Origin of the sequence: Klebsiella sp. GB_Kp047 (assembly GCF_040065235.1) — a bacterium.
In the GTDB taxonomy this organism is placed as follows: Bacteria; Pseudomonadota; Gammaproteobacteria; order Enterobacterales; family Enterobacteriaceae; genus Klebsiella; species Klebsiella quasipneumoniae.
This window is the reverse complement of record NZ_JBEAJG010000041.1, coordinates 752,105-768,076: the sequence shown is the minus strand read 5'-3', so window position 1 is coordinate 768,076 and position 15,972 is coordinate 752,105. Positions and strand designations below refer to the sequence as shown.

At 63.7% G+C, this 15,972-nt stretch carries 16 protein-coding genes; 6 read left to right on the top strand and 10 right to left on the bottom strand.

The window, feature by feature from the left end:
* The first annotated feature begins 47 nt into the window (after positions 1 to 47).
* A complete protein-coding gene (locus ABLV76_RS24355) occupies positions 48 to 599 on the top strand; it encodes an NAD(P)H nitroreductase (RefSeq protein WP_004176531.1) in 552 nt (183 codons plus the stop codon).
* Positions 600 to 1,333: 734 nt separating this feature from the next.
* Here ABLV76_RS24355 and phoC read toward each other — a convergent pair.
* Positions 1,334 to 2,080, bottom strand: coding sequence for an acid phosphatase PhoC (gene phoC, locus ABLV76_RS24350; protein ID WP_004203793.1), 747 nt, complete (start codon positions 2,078 to 2,080; stop codon positions 1,334 to 1,336).
* Between the two features lie 225 nt (positions 2,081 to 2,305).
* On the opposite strand from phoC, the gene selD reads away from it, so the two are divergent.
* The 3 genes from selD (at position 2,306) to ABLV76_RS24335 (ending at position 6,449) form a co-directional block, all read left to right on the top strand.
* Positions 2,306 to 3,349 (top strand): selenide, water dikinase SelD, encoded by a 1,044-nt coding sequence (selD, locus tag ABLV76_RS24345; protein ID WP_004203794.1) that lies wholly within the window; start codon positions 2,306 to 2,308, stop codon positions 3,347 to 3,349.
* 4 nt (positions 3,350 to 3,353) lie between these two features.
* On the top strand, positions 3,354 to 5,294 hold the full coding sequence (locus tag ABLV76_RS24340; RefSeq protein WP_004203795.1) for a DNA topoisomerase III: 1,941 nt from the start codon (positions 3,354 to 3,356) through the stop codon (positions 5,292 to 5,294).
* A gap of 174 nt (positions 5,295 to 5,468) precedes the next feature.
* The gene (locus ABLV76_RS24335; RefSeq protein ID WP_004203796.1) at positions 5,469 to 6,449 is read left to right on the top strand and encodes an NAD(P)H-quinone oxidoreductase; all 981 of its coding nucleotides are present in this window, start codon (positions 5,469 to 5,471) and stop codon (positions 6,447 to 6,449) included.
* Between the two features lie 43 nt (positions 6,450 to 6,492).
* Here ABLV76_RS24335 and gdhA read toward each other — a convergent pair whose 3' ends face one another.
* Positions 6,493 to 7,836, bottom strand: coding sequence for an NADP-specific glutamate dehydrogenase (gene gdhA / locus ABLV76_RS24330; protein WP_004203797.1), 1,344 nt, complete (start codon positions 7,834 to 7,836; stop codon positions 6,493 to 6,495).
* 182 nt (positions 7,837 to 8,018) lie between these two features.
* Positions 8,019 to 8,429 (bottom strand): pyrimidine (deoxy)nucleoside triphosphate diphosphatase, encoded by a 411-nt coding sequence (locus tag ABLV76_RS24325; protein WP_057216769.1) that lies wholly within the window; start codon positions 8,427 to 8,429, stop codon positions 8,019 to 8,021.
* A gap of 86 nt (positions 8,430 to 8,515) precedes the next feature.
* Here ABLV76_RS24325 and ABLV76_RS24320 point away from each other — a divergent pair, with 86 nt between their 5' ends.
* Positions 8,516 to 9,130, top strand: a complete 615-nt coding sequence (locus ABLV76_RS24320; protein WP_348878524.1) for a CDP-alcohol phosphatidyltransferase family protein — start codon at positions 8,516 to 8,518, stop codon at positions 9,128 to 9,130.
* Between the two features lie 48 nt (positions 9,131 to 9,178).
* Here ABLV76_RS24320 and ABLV76_RS24315 read toward each other — a convergent pair whose 3' ends face one another.
* From ABLV76_RS24315 to ABLV76_RS24285, 7 genes are all read right to left on the bottom strand, one after another.
* The gene (locus ABLV76_RS24315; protein WP_323088613.1) at positions 9,179 to 10,486 is read right to left on the bottom strand and encodes a sulfurtransferase; all 1,308 of its coding nucleotides are present in this window, start codon (positions 10,484 to 10,486) and stop codon (positions 9,179 to 9,181) included.
* 93 nt (positions 10,487 to 10,579) lie between these two features.
* Positions 10,580 to 11,212: an ATP-binding cassette domain-containing protein gene (locus ABLV76_RS24310; RefSeq protein ID WP_004203804.1), complete on the bottom strand. Its 633-nt coding sequence runs from the start codon at positions 11,210 to 11,212 to the stop codon at positions 10,580 to 10,582.
* Positions 11,212 to 12,747 carry an ABC transporter permease subunit gene (locus ABLV76_RS24305; protein ID WP_065904699.1) on the bottom strand — a complete coding sequence of 512 codons (1,536 nt, stop codon included), beginning with the start codon at positions 12,745 to 12,747 and terminating at the stop codon, positions 11,212 to 11,214. Before ABLV76_RS24305 ends, ABLV76_RS24310 begins: the two co-directional genes overlap by 1 nt.
* On the bottom strand, positions 12,720 to 13,898 hold the full coding sequence (locus tag ABLV76_RS24300; RefSeq protein WP_348878523.1) for an ABC transporter substrate-binding protein: 1,179 nt from the start codon (positions 13,896 to 13,898) through the stop codon (positions 12,720 to 12,722). The genes ABLV76_RS24305 and ABLV76_RS24300 overlap by 28 nt, the downstream gene beginning before the upstream one ends.
* A 2-nt stretch (positions 13,899 to 13,900) precedes the next feature.
* The gene (locus ABLV76_RS24295) at positions 13,901 to 14,461 is read right to left on the bottom strand and encodes a carboxymuconolactone decarboxylase family protein (protein ID WP_049116287.1); all 561 of its coding nucleotides are present in this window, start codon (positions 14,459 to 14,461) and stop codon (positions 13,901 to 13,903) included.
* Complete coding sequence (locus tag ABLV76_RS24290) at positions 14,458 to 15,168, bottom strand: TVP38/TMEM64 family protein (protein WP_348878522.1); 711 nt, start codon at positions 15,166 to 15,168, stop codon at positions 14,458 to 14,460. The genes ABLV76_RS24295 and ABLV76_RS24290 overlap by 4 nt, the downstream gene beginning before the upstream one ends.
* Positions 15,155 to 15,793: a TVP38/TMEM64 family protein gene (locus tag ABLV76_RS24285; protein ID WP_348878534.1), complete on the bottom strand. Its 639-nt coding sequence runs from the start codon at positions 15,791 to 15,793 to the stop codon at positions 15,155 to 15,157. Before ABLV76_RS24285 ends, ABLV76_RS24290 begins: the two co-directional genes overlap by 14 nt.
* Here ABLV76_RS24285 and ABLV76_RS24280 point away from each other — a divergent pair.
* On the top strand, positions 15,725 to 15,868 hold the full coding sequence (locus tag ABLV76_RS24280) for a hypothetical protein (protein WP_224222643.1): 144 nt from the start codon (positions 15,725 to 15,727) through the stop codon (positions 15,866 to 15,868). The two genes, ABLV76_RS24285 and ABLV76_RS24280, sit on opposite strands and share 69 nt — an antisense overlap.
* The last annotated feature ends 104 nt before the right edge of the window (positions 15,869 to 15,972 follow it).

The following is a 15,972-nucleotide window of genomic DNA, read 5'->3' as shown; positions in this document are numbered from 1 at the left end:
TTGTGCATGTTAATTTTATGAAAAATGACATCACAGGAGTTATACAGATGGATGCTCTCGACCTACTGCTTAATCGCCGCAGCGCTTCCCGCCTGGCGGAACCGGCCCCGGCCGGCGAACAGCTGGAAAACATTCTGCGCGCCGGGCTGCGCGCCCCGGATCATGGCACCCTGCAGCCGTGGCGCTTTTTCATTATCGCCGATGACGGCCGCGAACGCTTCAGTCAGTTGCTGGAAAAGGGGGCCAGGGAGGCCGGTCAGGATGAGAAGGGCATAGAGAAAGCCCGAAATGCGCCGTTCCGCGCGCCGCTAATCATTACCGTCGTGGCGCGTTGTGAAGACCACCCGAAGGTGCCGCGCTGGGAGCAGGAGATGTCCGCTGGCTGCGCGGTGATGGCGATGCAGATGGCGGCTCTGGCTCAGGGATTCAACGGCATCTGGCGCAGCGGAGCATTGACCGAGAGCCCGGTGGTGCGCGCCGGTTTCGAGTGCCGCGAGCAGGATAAAATCGTCGGTTTCCTCTATCTGGGCACGCCGCAGCTGAAAGCCTCAACCACCATTGCCCTGCCGGATACCGCGCCGTTTGTGACGCGATTCTGAGTCAGCGGGTGTTATGCCGGGCTGCGGCTTGCGCCTTACCCGGCCAACGCATCCGGCTCTGACTGTCTGTAGGCCCGCGCAAGCGCAGCGCCGCCGGGCAAGGACAGCGGGCACGGAGCCGATTTTGTGCCGGGTGGCGGCTGTCGCCTTACCCGGCCTACGTTCGTACGACCTGTCGTTAATTTATTCACCATTGTTGCTGAAACTGCCGGTGCTGACGGCCTCAACATCGCTGAGACGTTCCCGGAAGGCCGGGGCAGCCCGCATGGATGCGGGCTGAGGGCCGTGTTTTGCACGGACGCTGCCTCGGCCCGACCCGAAGCCTGCAGGGATAAGTCGAAGGCACCACGCAGTGGCGATGTTGCTGGCCGGAGCCCGGGGGTACAGGGGGCGGCGGCGACTGGCCGCCCCCTGTGCGCTCCCGGCGCCATGAGTGACATAACGCAGACGATTAACCGGGAGCGCAAACTACGCTGAAGCCACAGATAACATAAACAACCACACTGCAGTGCTTCCCCTCACCCTGGCCCTCTCCCGGAGGGAGAGGGAACCGTCCGGCTGGCCGCGCAAGCGCAGCGCCGCCGGGCGACGGCAGCAAGCTCGGAGCCGCATCTATGCCGGGCGGCGGCTGGCGCCTGACCCGGCCTTCAAACCCTACCCTTCGAATCAATCGCGATTTGTCGCCCGGACAAGGCGCGCCAGGCGCCGTATCCGGGAGTTCAGCGGCGATGACGTTACTTCTGCGTTTTGGCGAATTCGTCTTTGGCTTTCTGCAACTGCTGCTGGAAGGCCGGGTTGGTGTGCAGCGTGGCGACCACCGCGGAGCCGACGATGCGCGCCGCATCGACATCGCTCTGCCAGTGATAGCCGCAGATCACCCGGCTCTCGCCAAGCTCATAGCCGCGCTTCAAAATTTCGTTCTGCCGCTGCGGGTTGATCTCCGCCAGCACCAGGGCGGTGGCCCAGCCGATGGAGGTATGCCCGGACGGGTAAGAGCCGTTTTTCGCCAGCTTGTCCTGCTCGGTGGTGTTGCAGGTGGAGACGCCGTAGAAGGCAAACGGGCGAATGCGCATATACTTCTCTTTCGCGCCGCGGGTCGCCAGATCGCCGGCGTCTTCAATCATATTGGTCAGCAGCTTATGGAGCTGCGGCGCGTCTTTTTCGGTGATCGGCGAACCAAAGGCGCTGGAGAAGGCGTTAGCCACGCCGCCCGCGCTGAGGTTGGCATCCTCTGCCGCCAGCTTCCCGCGCTCGGTGTTGCGCAGCAGGCGCCCCTGCTCATACATCGCCTGATCGTTTAAGAACGCGATACTGCCCACCGCCGGCGGCGGCGGCAACAGCGCCAGGCTGTCGATGGCCTGGGCATTGGTCAGATAGTAGAGATCGGGCTTGGTGGTGACATCGTTACCGGGGGGAACCAGTGCGAAGGCGTTAACGGAGAAGAAACTGGCCAGGCAAAGGGCAAGAACACGCTTTTTCATTAGAATTTCCTTACGTCATAATCATTCCAGAGAAGACAGTCCTGTGTTGTCACATTTCTGTCATCTTTAAGTAAAAGTGAAAATGGTCGGGAAAAAATTGCCGCGTCTCGCAAAAACGGCTTTTTGTCTGCTTAATGAGCAACCATACGCGATTTCAGACTGTCGTACTTACCACCCTGGCGTTTGGGCGCTAACATAGCGGGATTGCAATGACAGGAGATGTCCATGAGCGAGCAAGCCATTCGTTTAACGCAATACAGCCACGGAGCCGGTTGTGGTTGTAAAATTTCCCCGAAAGTGCTGGAAACCATCCTGCATAGCGAGCAGGCGAAGTTCGTCGACCCGAACCTGCTTGTCGGCAACGAAACCAGCGATGATGCCGCCGTTTACGATCTCGGTAATGGCACGTCAATCGTCAGCACCACCGACTTTTTTATGCCGATTGTCGATAATCCGTTCGACTTTGGCCGCATTGCCGCCACCAACGCCATCAGCGATATTTTCGCCATGGGCGGGAAACCGATTATGGCGATTGCCATTCTCGGCTGGCCGATCAACACCCTGGCGCCGGAAATCGCCCGCGAAGTGGTGGAGGGCGGGCGCTTTGCCTGTCAGCAGGCGGGGATCGCGCTGGCGGGCGGCCACTCCATTGACGCCCCGGAGCCGATCTTCGGTCTGGCGGTCACCGGCGTGGTGCCCACCGAGCGCATCAAGAAAAACAGCACCGCGCAGGCGGGCTGCAAACTGTATCTCACCAAACCGCTGGGGATCGGCGTGCTGACCACCGCAGAGAAAAAATCGCTGCTCAAGCCGGAGCATCACGGGCTGGCGACGGAGACCATGTGCCAGATGAACCTCGCCGGCGCCGCGTTTGCCGCTATCGACGGGGTGAAGGCGATGACCGACGTCACCGGCTTTGGCCTGCTCGGCCACCTCAGCGAAGTGTGCCGCGGAGCCGGCGTGCAGGCGCAACTGCGCTATGCCGATATCCCGAAACTGCCGGGGGTGGAGGAGTATATCGCCGCCGGCGCGGTGCCGGGCGGCACCGGGCGCAACTTTGCCAGCTATGGCCATCTGATGGGCGAGATGCCGACGGAGTGGCGCGATCTGCTCTGCGACCCGCAGACCTCCGGCGGTCTACTGCTGGCGGTGACCCCGGAGGCGGAGGCGGAAGTGCAGGCTGCCGCAGCGGAGTTCGGTATTAAGCTGGCCGCCATCGGCGAGCTGGTGACCGCCCGCGGCGGACGACCCATGATCGAGATCCGTTGATTCGATGCGGTTGTTTATTGCAGAAAAACCGAGTCTCGGTCGGGCTATCGCCGATGTGTTGCCTAAACCGCATCGCAAAGGCGATGGCTTTATTGAGTGCGGCAACGGGCAGGTGGTCACCTGGTGTATCGGTCACCTGCTGGAGCAGGCGCAGCCGGACGTCTATGACAGCCGCTATGCCCGCTGGAATCTCACCGATCTGCCGATTGTGCCGGAGAAATGGCAGCTGCAGCCAAAACCTTCGGTCACCAAACAGCTGAATGTCATCAAGCGCCTGCTCGGCGAGGCCGAGGAGGTTATCCACGCCGGCGACCCCGACCGTGAGGGGCAGCTGCTGGTGGATGAGGTGCTCGACTACCTGCAGCTGGCGCCGGAGAAGCGTCAGCAGGTGCAGCGCTGTCTGATAAACGATCTTAACCCGCAGGCGGTTGAGCGGGCGATCAACCGCCTGCGCGCTAACAGCGAGTTTGTGCCGCTTTGCGTGTCGGCGCTGGCGCGGGCGCGCGCCGACTGGTTGTACGGCATCAATATGACCCGGGCCTATACCCTGCTGGGGCGCAACGCCGGCTATCAGGGGGTGCTCTCCGTGGGGCGGGTGCAGACCCCGGTGCTCGGCCTGGTGGTGCGCCGCGATGAAGAGATTGAAAACTTCGTCGCCAAAGACTTCTTCGATGTCAAAGCGCATATCGTCACGCCGCAGGAGGAGCGCTTTGTCGCGACCTGGGTGCCGAGCGAAGCCTGCGAACCTTACCAGGATGAAGAAGGGCGCCTGCTGCATCGTCCGCTGGCCGAGCACGTGGTTAAGCGTATTGAAGGCCAGCCGGCGCTGGTGACAGGCTATAACGATAAGCGCGATTCCGAACCCGCGCCGCTGCCGTTTTCGCTGTCGGCGCTGCAGATTGAGGCGGCCAAACGTTTCGGCTTCAGCGCGCAAAACGTGCTGGATATCTGCCAGAAGCTGTATGAAACCCACAAGCTCATCACCTATCCGCGTTCGGACAGCCGCTACCTGCCGGAAGAACATTTCGCCGGCCGCCATGCGGTGCTGAATGCGATTGCCGTCCATGCGGCGGATCTGCTGCCGCAGCCGGTGGTGGATCCGGAGATCCGCAACCGCTGCTGGGATGATAAAAAGGTCGACGCGCACCATGCGATTATCCCGACCGCCCGCAGCAGCCAGGTCAAACTCACCGATAACGAAGCGAAGGTCTACACCCTGATCGCCCGCCAGTATCTGATGCAGTTCTGCCCGGACGCGGTGTTCCGTAAATGCCAGATTGACCTCGAGATCGCCAACGGTAAGTTTGTCGCCAAAGCGCGTTTTCTGGCCGAGGCGGGCTGGCGGACGCTGCTTGGCAGCAAAGAGCGCGATGAAGAGAACGACGGCACGCCGCTGCCGGTGGTGGCCAAAGGCGATGAACTGCTGTGCGAGAGGGGCGAAGTGGTGGAGCGCCAGACGCAGCCGCCGCGCCACTTTACCGACGCCACGCTGCTGTCGGCGATGACCGGGATTGCCCGCTTCGTGCAGGATAAAGATCTGAAGAAGATCCTCCGCGCTACTGACGGCCTCGGCACCGAAGCAACCCGCGCCGGGATTATCGAGCTGCTGTTTAAGCGCGGTTTCCTGACTAAAAAGGGGCGCTATATCCACTCCTCGGAGGCCGGAAGGGCGCTGATTCATTCCCTGCCGGAGATGGCCGGTCGACCGGACATGACCGCCCACTGGGAGTCGGTATTGACGCAAATCAGCGAGAAACAGTGCCGCTATCAGGACTTTATGCAGCCGCTGGTGGGCACGCTGTATCAGCTAATCGAGCAGGCGCGCAGCACGCCGGTGCGCCAGTTCCGCGGTCTGGTGGCGCCGGGCGGGGCGAAAAAATCGTTCAGTAAAGGCAAAGCGAAAGGCAAAAAAGCGGCAGAGGATGCCGCGCCGCCGCCGCAATAACCCGCCGGCGGCCGTGAGGAGGCCATTCCCCACGGCCGCCGTTTCTCCGCCAGACTGGTCAATGGTCTACACTAAACAGCCGGGAAGGGGGGGACGATCGCCCCGCAGAACGGGGGCGCCCATTGCCCTTCCCGATGCCTTGCTTAATTCTCTCACAGGCGATAAGGAGGACCCGTGAAATATATCGCTATCAGCCAACCGGGTGGCCCTGAGGTTTTACAGATCCGCGAAGGTGAGATCCCCACTATCGGGGAGCATGAGGTGCTCATCGAGGTGAAAGCGGCGGGCGTCAACCGGCCGGATATTCTGCAGCGCCAGGGTCTGTATCCCATGCCTGAGGGGGTTACCCCCGTGCCCGGCCTCGAGGTGGCGGGCGTGGTCGTGAAGGTTGGTGCGCAGGTTGCGGCCTTTGCCCCCGGGGATCGCGTCTGCGCGCTGACCAACGGCGGCGGGTATGCCGAATACTGCGCCGTCCCGGCAGGCCAGACGCTGCCGATCCCGGCGGGCCTCAGCTTTAGCGAAGCGGCCGCCATTCCGGAAACCTTCTTCACGGTGTGGGCGAACGTTTTCCAGCTCGGTAAGCTGCAGCCCGGCGAGAGCATTCTGATCCACGGCGGCGCCAGCGGGATTGGCACCACCGCGATCCTGTTGTGTCACGCGCTGGGGATGACCGTCTATGCCACCGTCGGCCAGGACGAAAAAATTGCCGCGCTGCGGCCCTACGCCACGGCGATCAACTACAAAACCGAAGATTTCGCTGAGAAAATTCATCAGCTGACCAACGATGAAGGGGTGGATGTCATTCTGGATATCGTGGGCGGCCCTTACTTTAACCGCAACCTGGGGCTGCTGAAAAAGGACGGGCGGCTGGTCATCATCGGCTTTATGGGCGGGCGAATGGCCCATGAGGTCGACATTCAGACCCTGATGCTCAAGCGGGCCACCGTCACCGGTTCCACCATGCGCGGCCGGACGGCGGCGGAGAAACAGGAGATTGCCGAGGCGCTGCGGCGCCACGTCTGGCCGCTGCTTGAGGCTGGGAAATGCAAGCCGATGATCTACGCCAGCTACCCGATGGCGGAAATTGCCGAGGCGCATGCCTGTCTGGACAGTGGTCAGCATCTGGGGAAAGTGGTGATCACGATGTCATCGTGAGAGACATCCCGGCGGGCAGCCGCCGGGATGGCGTGAGGGGAGGTTAAATCACGCCCTGGGCCAGCATGGCGTCCGCCACCTTGACGAAACCAGCGATATTGGCGCCGCGCACGTAGTTGGTCTGCTTCGCTTCACCGCCGTACTGCACGCAGGCGTGGTGGATATCCAGCATGATGTGATGCAGACGGGCATCCACTTTTTCCGCTTTCCAGCCCATGCGCGCGGCGTTCTGCGCCATCTCCAGACCGGACGTCGCCACGCCGCCGGCGTTGGCCGCTTTGCCCGGGGCAAACAGCACGCCAGCTTCAAGGAACAGATCGGTCGCGGCGATGGTGGTTGGCATGTTGGCGCCTTCCGCCACGGCCTTCACACCGTTGGCAATCAGCTGGCGAGCGGCGTCGGCATCCAGTTCGTTCTGGGTGGCGCAAGGCAGAGCGATATCCACCGGCACTGACCACGGCTGCTGGCCTTCGAGATAGGTGAGGCCAAATTCGCGGGCGTAGTCGGCCACCCGGCCGTGGGCACGCTCTTTGATGTCGATCAGGCGGGCCAGTTTTTCTTTGGTGAAGCCCGCTTCGTCAACGACGGTGCCGTTGGAGTCGGAGGCGGTGACCACCCGCGCGCCAAGCTCCATCGCTTTCTCAATGGCGTATTGCGCGACGTTGCCGGAGCCGGAAACCGCCACGCGAGCGCCTTCGAAGCCGAGGCCGTGACGTTTGAGCATCGCTTCGGTGAAGTAGATCAGGCCGTAACCGGTGGCTTCCGGACGGATCAGGCTGCCGCCGAATGAGAGGCCTTTACCGGTGAAGACGCAGGCGCTGTTGTTGGAGAGCTTACGCATCATTCCGGCCATAAAGCCGACCTCGCGGCCGCCGACGCCGATATCGCCCGCCGGTACGTCGGTATCCGGGCCCAGATGGCGATAAAGCTCGGTCATCAGCGCCTGGCAGAAGCGCATCACTTCGCCATCGCTCTTGCCTTTAGGATCGAAATCGCTGCCGCCTTTCCCGCCGCCCATCGGCAGCGTGGTCAGGGCGTTTTTGAAGGTCTGCTCGAAGCCAAGGAATTTGAGAATCGACAGGTTTACCGACGGGTGGAAGCGCATTCCGCCCTTATACGGGCCGATGGCCGAGTTGAACTGCACGCGCCACGCGCGGTTGACCTGGACCTGATTGCGGTCGTCCACCCACACCACGCGGAACTGGATCACGCGCTCCGGTTCCACCAGACGTTCCAGCAAAGCAAGCTGACGATAGCGCGGATTTTCCTCAAGGAAAGGCCACAGGGTGGTCATGACCTCCCGGACGGCTTGAGCAAATTCGGTTTGATGAGGATCGCGCTGTTGAACGCGGGTGAGAAAGCCTTCCAGAGTGCACGTCTGATCCATAGATATAAGTTCCCCTTATGGTTGTGGTTGCATGTATTTATTATGATTCGGTCCTTGAAAAAACCGATTTTCCGACTATAACACCGCTAATCCTTAGGCAAGCAAGGAAAAATTAAGCCGTCAGCAAAATTTATAATTGCCCGCCCGTCATAACTAAAAACGATGACGAGGCGGCGAGCGGATCAGCGGAGGGAAAGGGACGGGCGCTGGGCGATAAAGGCGTGCAGGAGGGGGATATCGGCCGGGGCGAGATCGAGGGTTAAGGCGTCGGCAGGAAGGCACCAGCGCAGCTGGCTGTGATAGTGGGCCAGCGGCACGCCCTGAAAATCCGGCACCCACCAGGCGTGCAGATGGATCTGACGACCGGAGACTTCCCGCTGATGGCTGGCGATATAGCATGCCGGGTGGGCGATGATGCCCATTTCCTCCTGCAGTTCCCGGGTCAGCGCCTGCGGTTGGCTTTCACCTGGCTCCACTTTGCCGCCGGCGAACTCCCACATTCCCGGCTGGTCGGCGTGGGGCGGGCGCTGCGCCAGCAGAATTTTGCCATCCTGTTCAATAATGGCGGCGACAACTTCAATCATTTTTAGCATAAGCATCAACGTTAATAAGGCCAAACTGGCCTATTATCACCGCCATAGACCTTCACTGACAACCGCCAACTCTGCTGGAGATCCTCGTGCTTGATAGCCACCTGCATCCTCGCCTCAAACCCCTCCTTAACGCTGTCGCCGGCGCGCTTGACCGCCCGGGTATTTCACCAGACAGGCTGACGCTGCTCGGTTTTGCCATCGGCGTGCTGGCTCTGCCATTTCTGGCATTAGGGTGGTATGGCGCGGCGCTGGCGGCCATTCTTCTCAACCGCCTGATGGACGGCCTGGACGGCGCCCTGGCGCGGCGGCGCGGGCTGAGCGACGCCGGCGGTTTTCTCGATATCTCACTGGATTTTCTCTTCTATGCCCTGGTGCCGTTCGGTTTTATCCTGGCGGATCCGCAGAATAACGCCCTGGCGGGCGGCTGGCTGCTGTTTGCCTTTATCGGCACCGGCAGCAGCTTTCTCGCCTTTGCCGCGCTGGCGGCAAAGCACCAGATCGCCAATCCCGGCTATGCCCATAAATCGCTGCACTACCTCGGGGGGCTGACGGAGGGGACGGAAACCATCCTGCTGTTTGTCCTCAGCTGCCTGTTTCCGGCACATTTTGCCTGGCTGGCGTGGCTGTTTGGCGCGCTATGCTGGCTGACGACGGCGACGCGTATCGCCAGCGGCTACCAGACCTTAAAGCGGGTGGCGTGAGCGGGAAAGCGCGCGTCGCCGGCTGGGGACGCGCGCTGGTGGGGTGTGTTACTGACTGCTTTCCGGGCCGCGCTCGCCGCGGGCGACCGGATTGTGCGGGTTGCTGCTCCATTCGTACCAGCCGCCGTCATAGACAGCGACGTGCGGCCAGCCCATGGCCCGGGCATACATGAAGGTTTCCGAGGCCCGCCAGCCGGTCCCGCAATAGAACGCCACCTGCTGGTTCGGCAGGATGTTCCACTGGCGCCACAGGGCAGCGATATCGTCGGCGCTGCGCATGGTGCCGTCCGGGTTATGGAAGTCTTCCATGTGCGTGGAGTCGCTTCCGGCATGGCCCCAGCGGGCGCCGGCGATGTCGCCCTTCGGTTTGATATAGCTGTAGCCGCTGGTGGTGCCGATAAACTCCGGCCACGAGCGGACGCTGACCAGCGAGGCGTCCTGACGGTGGAGCAGGCCGCGGGCCTGCTCGGTATCCAGCATCAGCTGCGGCTGGCCGGGGATCGGCGCGCCAAAATCTGGCGCCGGCTGCGGCGTCGGCGGCATGCCGCGCTCCACCGGCAGACCGGCGTCGGACCAGGTCTGCCAGCCGCCGTCCAGCAGGCGCACGTCTTTGACGCCGGCGTACAGCATGATCTGCGCCACACGCGCCGCGGCGTAAACGTCGCGACCGTAGAGGATCACCGTGGTGTCATGGCGGATGCCGTGCTTCGCCAGCATCGCCTTCAGCTGCGCATCGGACACTTTATTCCACAGCGGTTCGCTCTCCACCTCATTGGTATCGATATAGCCCGCGCCCGGGATATGGCTCAGCAGATAGAGCTTCGGCGCCCCCCAGGCGGCCTCAACTACTTTCCAGTCACCGGCCGGGGCGGCGGCCACGCTTTTCCCTTGCTGCAGGTCGTGCAGCCATTGCGGATAAACCAGCTGTTCAAAGTGCGGCAGCTTTTGCAGACGGTCTCCCTTGCTCAGGGCGTCGCTCAGGGTGTTGAGCCGGGTGAAGCCCGCTTGTTTCAGTCGCGCCGCGACGCTGGCGTTATCCTCAGGACTGCCGTACAGCGCGAGGGGGGTATCGGCCTGGAGCTGGTGCTGCTTAGCCCAGCCGCGGAGCTGCTCGTCGCTCATGGCGCCGAGCCAGCGGGCGGAAAGATTCAGCGCCTGCGGCTCATGCCCTTCCGGGCCGTTGGCGCGCTGCGGCCAGCCGTTGTAATAAGCGCTCAGGCGGGTGTCGATGGCCACGCCGTGCTGCTGTTGCAGGTGGGAAAGAGTGAGCGCTGGCATGGTTTCAGCGGCGAAGGTGGTGGAAGCAGCAAGCCCCATGAACAGGGCGAGTGCGGTCAATTGAGAAACACGTTTCATCGAAATGCCCGACGGTAAAAAGTGGAGGGCGTATTCTCCGCTTGCCAGGCGTTGATTTCTTTGCGGTAACGCAGGTTTGCACGCTATTGCTCTTCATTGCCAGCGCTCCATCGTCAGGCAGCGCCCCGTCGGCGGACAGTCCTCGCGATCGTGGGTCACCAGGATTGCCGGAATGGCCTGGCGGGCCAGTTCCTCAAATACCCAGCGGCGGAACGCGGCGCGCAGGGCGGCATCCAGGCGGCTGAAGGGTTCATCCAGCAGCAGCGCCTCGGGGCGCGCCAGCAGGGCGCGCAGCAGACTCACCCGCGCCCGCTGTCCGCCGGAGAGCGTGGCCGGGTCGCGCGCGGCGAAGCCATGCAGCCCGGCGCGACTGAGCGCCTGCTCCACCGCGGCTTTTCGCGCCTCGCCGCGCACGCTTTCCGGTAGCGCCAGCTGTAAATTTTGCCCGACGCTGAAATGGTCGAACAGCAACGGGTCCTGAAACAGGATGCCGATGCGCCGGCGCTCCGTGGGCAGCGTATCGCACCGCCGCCCGTTGAGCCACAGCTCGCCCTCGGCGCGGAAGTCGCCGGCCAGGGCGCCAATCATCCACGCAAACAGCGTCGATTTTCCGCTGCCGGAAGGGCCCATCAGCGTCAGCACTTCACCCGGGGCCACCGAAAAGTCGACCTCCCGCAGCAGCGGCTGACGGTTCACGCTCAGGGTCAGATGGTTTACGGTTAGCACTAGCGAAGTCCTCGTCGATAGCGGCCTGCCAGCCAGGCCAGCAGGGCCGTCAGGATAAAGCATACCGCCGGCAGCAGTAATTGCCACAGCGCCTGGGCGGCAAGCGTCTGCGCCTCGCCGCCGCTGCTGAGCGCCACCGCCTGGCTGGTGAGCGTCGGGATACGGCCTGCCCCCAGCCATAGCGTTGGCAGATACTGCGCGATGCTCACCGAGAAGCCCACCGCCAGGGCGGTCAGCAGCGGGCGGGTCAGCGAGGGCAGAGTCAACAGCCAGAAAATACGCGTGGGTCCCCAGCCGAGCGTGCGGGCGATCACCGTCATCCGCGGATCGTGCTGGCGCCAGGCCGGGCGCAAAATAAATAGCATCCACGGCACCACCCACAGCAGATGGCCCCACAGGACGGTCCACCATTCGCCGTCTAGCCAGGCGTACAGCGCCAGCCGGTACTGGCCATCGGCCAGCGGCAGGGCCGGCAGCACCAGCGGCAGCCAGACCCAGCCATCTCCCCGCTTCGGGCCGCAGGCCAGCCACAGCAGGCAGACGGCCGCGCCGAGGGCGCAAGCCATCAGCGCGAGGCCAAGGCTGTTGCCCAGGGCATCCATCTGCGGCGGCGCCGAGCGCGCCAGCCCCGCCAGCAATAGCGCGCACAGCAGGCCGCTCAGCGGCAGGGCACTCGCCAGCAGGCGGCCGGGCAGGGCGTGGGGATGGGGATGCCGAATGCCGCGCAGATCGGGCAGACGCCGACGCTGTAGCCGCCATCCGCCCCAGGCGACCAGCGCCAGCCCGCCGAGGATCGCCAGCAGCAGCAGGCTGGCCAGCGCCCCTTTCGCCTGCTGCATGTCATCGCCCTGGCTTAACCACTGCCACGCCAGAACGGCGAGGGTGGGTGGATTGCCGGGCCCCAGCACCAGGGCGACGTCTACCGTCGACAGGCTCCAGGCCGCGGCGGCCAGCAGCACCATGCCGAGGGCGGGCAGCAGCGCAGGCAGCACCAGCCAGCGCAGGCACTGCCAGCGGCCGTAACCGAGGCTCTTTAGCGCTGTCGCCTGGTCGGCGAGGCGCGCCTCGCCCAGCAGGCCGTAGATCACCCATAGCACAAAGGCGCTCTCTTTAAGGGCCATCGTCAGGCCAAGCCCGATGCCGTACCGGTCGACCGGCGGCGTCAAAAACGGCAGTCGCTGCCAGATCCAGCCGCCTTCGGCGAACAGCAGCAGCGCCGCCGTCGCCAGGGCAAGATGGGGCACCGCCAGCAGCAAAGGCAGGCGGGAAGCCAGCCGCCGCCAGCGGGCCGAAGGCCAGAAAGCGGCGACGATGGTCAGGGCGATCAGTAGCGCACCGCCGACGGACAGCAGCGTGGAAACAAGGGTGGCGGCCAGCGCCTGGCCCAGCTGCGGGTCGGCGAACAGCGCCCGCCAGTGGACCGGGGAGAGCGCCGGCCACATCAGCCCTGCAGCGGCGGGGAATAAGGGCAGATAGATGGCCGCCATCGTCCCCCAGGCCAGCAGGATCAGTGGGTACCGTAGCGGCGCAGCCATTCCTGCTCCAGCGCGTCAACCCACGCCGCATGTGGCTCGGCAAGCACCGGCGGCAGATCCTGCGGAAGGGTGGCCGCCAGCGCCTGACCCTGTTTGTCAGGCAGACGCTGCGGGTCCAGTACGCTTGGATCGCCCCAGACGGCGGCATCCGCCTTGCGCAATTGCGCCTCAGGGGAAAGCAGGAAATTGGCGACCACTTTGGCCGCGGCGACGGCGCGTGCGTTGGCCGGGATGGTAACGAAATGGACGTTGCCGAGGGTCCCTCCGGTAAAGCCGAAGCTGTAGCTGTCCGCCGGTAACTCCCCGCTGACGGCCTTCTGGCGGGCATGGAGCGGGTTAAACGTCAGCGACAGGCGGAGGGTGCCCTGGTTGAACATGGCGTCCATCCGCGCCGGCGACGCCGGGAAATCCTTACCCGCCCGCCACAGCGTCGGGTGCAGCGCATCGAGATAGCGCCACAGCGGGGCGGTGACCGCCGAGAAGGTCGCCGTCTCCGGCGGCTGGCGCAGGGCGGCAGGCTGGTCGGTGAGGGCGATCAGCAGCTGCTCCAGCAGGGCGGTACCCGTAAAGTCCGGCGGCCGCGGGTAGGTTACGCTGCCGGGATGGGCTCTGGCGAAGGCCAGCAGCGCCTGCGGGCTGGTGGGTGGCTGCGGCGTTTGCCCGCGGCGGGCGATAAACGTCAGCTGGGCGCTGCCCCACGGCGACTCCGCGCCCTCGGTGGCGACAGAAAAATCTTCCTGAACCGGTTTTTGCAGATCGACATAGCGCCAGTTGGGCAGCGATTCTGCCCAGCCGGTGAGCAGCAGGTTGGCCTGTTTTAGGGTTTGAAAGTTCTCGCCGTTGATCCACAGGAGATCCACCGACCCGCCGCGGCGACGGCCGGCCTGCGCCTCAGTCTGGATGCGTTTCACCGCGTCGGCGGCATCGGCGATAGGGACAATACGCAGGTCGATTGCGTAGTGGCGTTTGACCTCCTCGCTGACCCACGCCAGATAGTGGTTGACGGCCGGGTCTCCACCCCAGGCGTTAAACCAGACGGTCTGGCCGCGGGCTTCCGTCTGGGTCTGCCGCCAGCTGTCGTCGGCTTGAACCACCAGCGGCCAGAGAAGCAGCAGGCACAGACAGAGGCTGAAATCACGCAAACGGCGCATCGTTACTCCTTATGGTGCGGGGAAGAACCAGGTATCTTGCACAGCCCCTGGGCAGGGATCGCCATCGCGGCATTGAACCGCGCCGATAAATTTTGCAGGCCAATCAGGGCGGTCAACTCGGTGAGCGCCCGGGCGTCAAAATGCGCGGCCATCGCGCTACGCAGGGCATCATCCACCGCCGGCGGCGTCTGGGTGACGGCTTCGGCATAGGCCAGCGCCAGACGCTCTTTTTCGCTGAACAGCTTACTGCTGCGCCAGTCGGCGACCGCCAGCAGCTTGTCCTGGCTCCCGCTCCGCGCCGCGAGGGTCATGCTGGTGATATCGATGCAGAATTCGCAGTGGCACAGCTGGGCGATGCGGGCGCTGACCAGCGAGCGCAGCACTGGATCCAACGGCGAGCGGCGGCGTTCAATATAGCCCACGAACAGCGAAACCAGGTAAAACAGCCACGGGATCCGTCCCCACCAGCGAATGGGGCTCAGCACCTGGCCGTAATGCCGGCGGTGCAGCCAGGCCTGCGGACGAAGGATCAGGGGGACAGTATCCAGCGGGGGTAAGCTCATGGCGACGATCTCTTATGACGTTCACGGTAAATATTTTTGGCGATGGAGATGACCACCGCCAGGGCCAAAAGCAGCGAAAGGCCGGTGGCCAGCCAGAAGGCGCCTCCGGTCAGCAGGCTCCCGGCCCAGGAATAGACGATGGTCGCCGGCAGCTGGCCCACGCCGGTGGCCAGCATAAAGGGCCAGAAGCGCAGCGAGGTCAGTCCGGCGGCATAGCTGACCGGATCAAAAGGGACAAACGGCAGCAGGCGGCAGATCAGGATCGTCTGCGCGCCATAGCGGGCGAAATAGCCGTCGACGCTGCGCAGCACCGTGCGGCCGGTGAGCTTCTCCACCATCTCGCGCCCCAGCGCTCTGGCGATGCAAAAGCAGAGCCCGGCCCCGACCATGGCGCTGAACCACGACAGCATGCCTCCCCAGAAGGCGCCGAACAGCGCGGCGTTCGCCAGGGTGATCAGGAAGGCCGGCAGCGGGGCGACGATCGCCTGGAGGATCATTAGCGCAAAAGAGACCAGCGCCGCCTGCGTCCCCCAGGCGGCGATAAAGTTTTTGACATACTGGGGATCCAGCGACGCTAACGCCGTCAGGCTGTGTTGCAGAAAGGCTCGCCCGTCGGGGAACCACAGCCAGGCGGTCAGCCCGGCGACAGACACCACGGCAAGGGCCAGCCTGGCGCGGCGCAGGTGACGGCGATCAGGTCGGGTCATGGCGCACCTCCTCGCCGGGCGTTGCCACACGGCGGGCGCGGGCAAACCGTTTGCCCATCTGCACCAGGGCAAACAGCAGCCCGCCGGCGAGGCTCAACTTGAGCGCGAAAGCGAGGGTCGCTCCTTCGCGGGCCAGTTCGCTGGCCATCACCGAATAGATGACCAGGCCCGGCAGGGTGGTCACGGCGGAGATCAGAGTAAAAGGCCAGAAGGGGATCGCCGTCAGGCCGTAGGCGTAATTCTGAATGTTGTAGGGAAAGAGTGGCACCAGGCGGGTGAGGATCAGGAAATCGCTACCGCTGCGGGCGATACCGCGCTCAATGGCCTGGAAGACGGCGGTAAGGCCCACATAGCGCTGCAGCAGATCGCGCCCCAGCCAGCGGGCGATCAAAAACGACAACGAAGAGGCGACGGTGGCGGCGGCAAACGAGAGCAGAGAGCCGGTCAGCGGGCCGAAAAGCACCCCGCCGGCGATCACCAGCAGGCTGCCGGGGATCAGGCACAGGGTGGCAATGATAAATAGCGCAACATAGACCAGATAGCCCCAGGCGCCATGATGGCGGAGGGTCTCCTGCAACAGATGCAGGTGAGTCAGCAGATCGTGGAGACCAACGCGGTGGCTGATAACGGCCAGCGTGGTCGCCAGCGCGAGAAGTACCAGCCCTTTACCAATGGCCGGATGATGGCTTCTTTTTCATGAAGGGGTCTCCTGTACAGCCTGGACGCGGTGGACGTCAAAAAGTGCGCGCGACAGTATCCTGTTCCGACGACGGTCACAATGGTTTACCGTCGCTTTGTTGATTT

Bases quoted from the DNA above. Each gene is read 5' to 3' on its own strand.
- ABLV76_RS24340 (WP_004203795.1), top strand. From the start codon at position 3,354: ATGCGGTTGTTTATTGCAGAAAAACCGAGTCTCGGTCGGGCTATCGCC.
- ABLV76_RS24280 (WP_224222643.1), top strand. From the start codon at position 15,725: ATGGCGGAGGGTCTCCTGCAACAGATGCAGGTGAGTCAGCAGATCGTG.
- ABLV76_RS24300 (WP_348878523.1), bottom strand. From the start codon at position 13,898: ATGCGCCGTTTGCGTGATTTCAGCCTCTGTCTGTGCCTGCTGCTTCTC.
- ABLV76_RS24290 (WP_348878522.1), bottom strand. From the start codon at position 15,168: ATGACCCGACCTGATCGCCGTCACCTGCGCCGCGCCAGGCTGGCCCTT.
- selD (WP_004203794.1), top strand. From the start codon at position 2,306: ATGAGCGAGCAAGCCATTCGTTTAACGCAATACAGCCACGGAGCCGGT.
- ABLV76_RS24325 (WP_057216769.1), bottom strand. From the start codon at position 8,429: ATGCTAAAAATGATTGAAGTTGTCGCCGCCATTATTGAACAGGATGGC.
- ABLV76_RS24355 (WP_004176531.1), top strand. From the start codon at position 48: ATGGATGCTCTCGACCTACTGCTTAATCGCCGCAGCGCTTCCCGCCTG.
- ABLV76_RS24295 (WP_049116287.1), bottom strand. From the start codon at position 14,461: ATGAGCTTACCCCCGCTGGATACTGTCCCCCTGATCCTTCGTCCGCAG.
- phoC (WP_004203793.1), bottom strand. From the start codon at position 2,080: ATGAAAAAGCGTGTTCTTGCCCTTTGCCTGGCCAGTTTCTTCTCCGTT.
- ABLV76_RS24315 (WP_323088613.1), bottom strand. From the start codon at position 10,486: ATGAAACGTGTTTCTCAATTGACCGCACTCGCCCTGTTCATGGGGCTT.
- ABLV76_RS24305 (WP_065904699.1), bottom strand. From the start codon at position 12,747: ATGGCTGCGCCGCTACGGTACCCACTGATCCTGCTGGCCTGGGGGACG.
- gdhA (WP_004203797.1), bottom strand. From the start codon at position 7,836: ATGGATCAGACGTGCACTCTGGAAGGCTTTCTCACCCGCGTTCAACAG.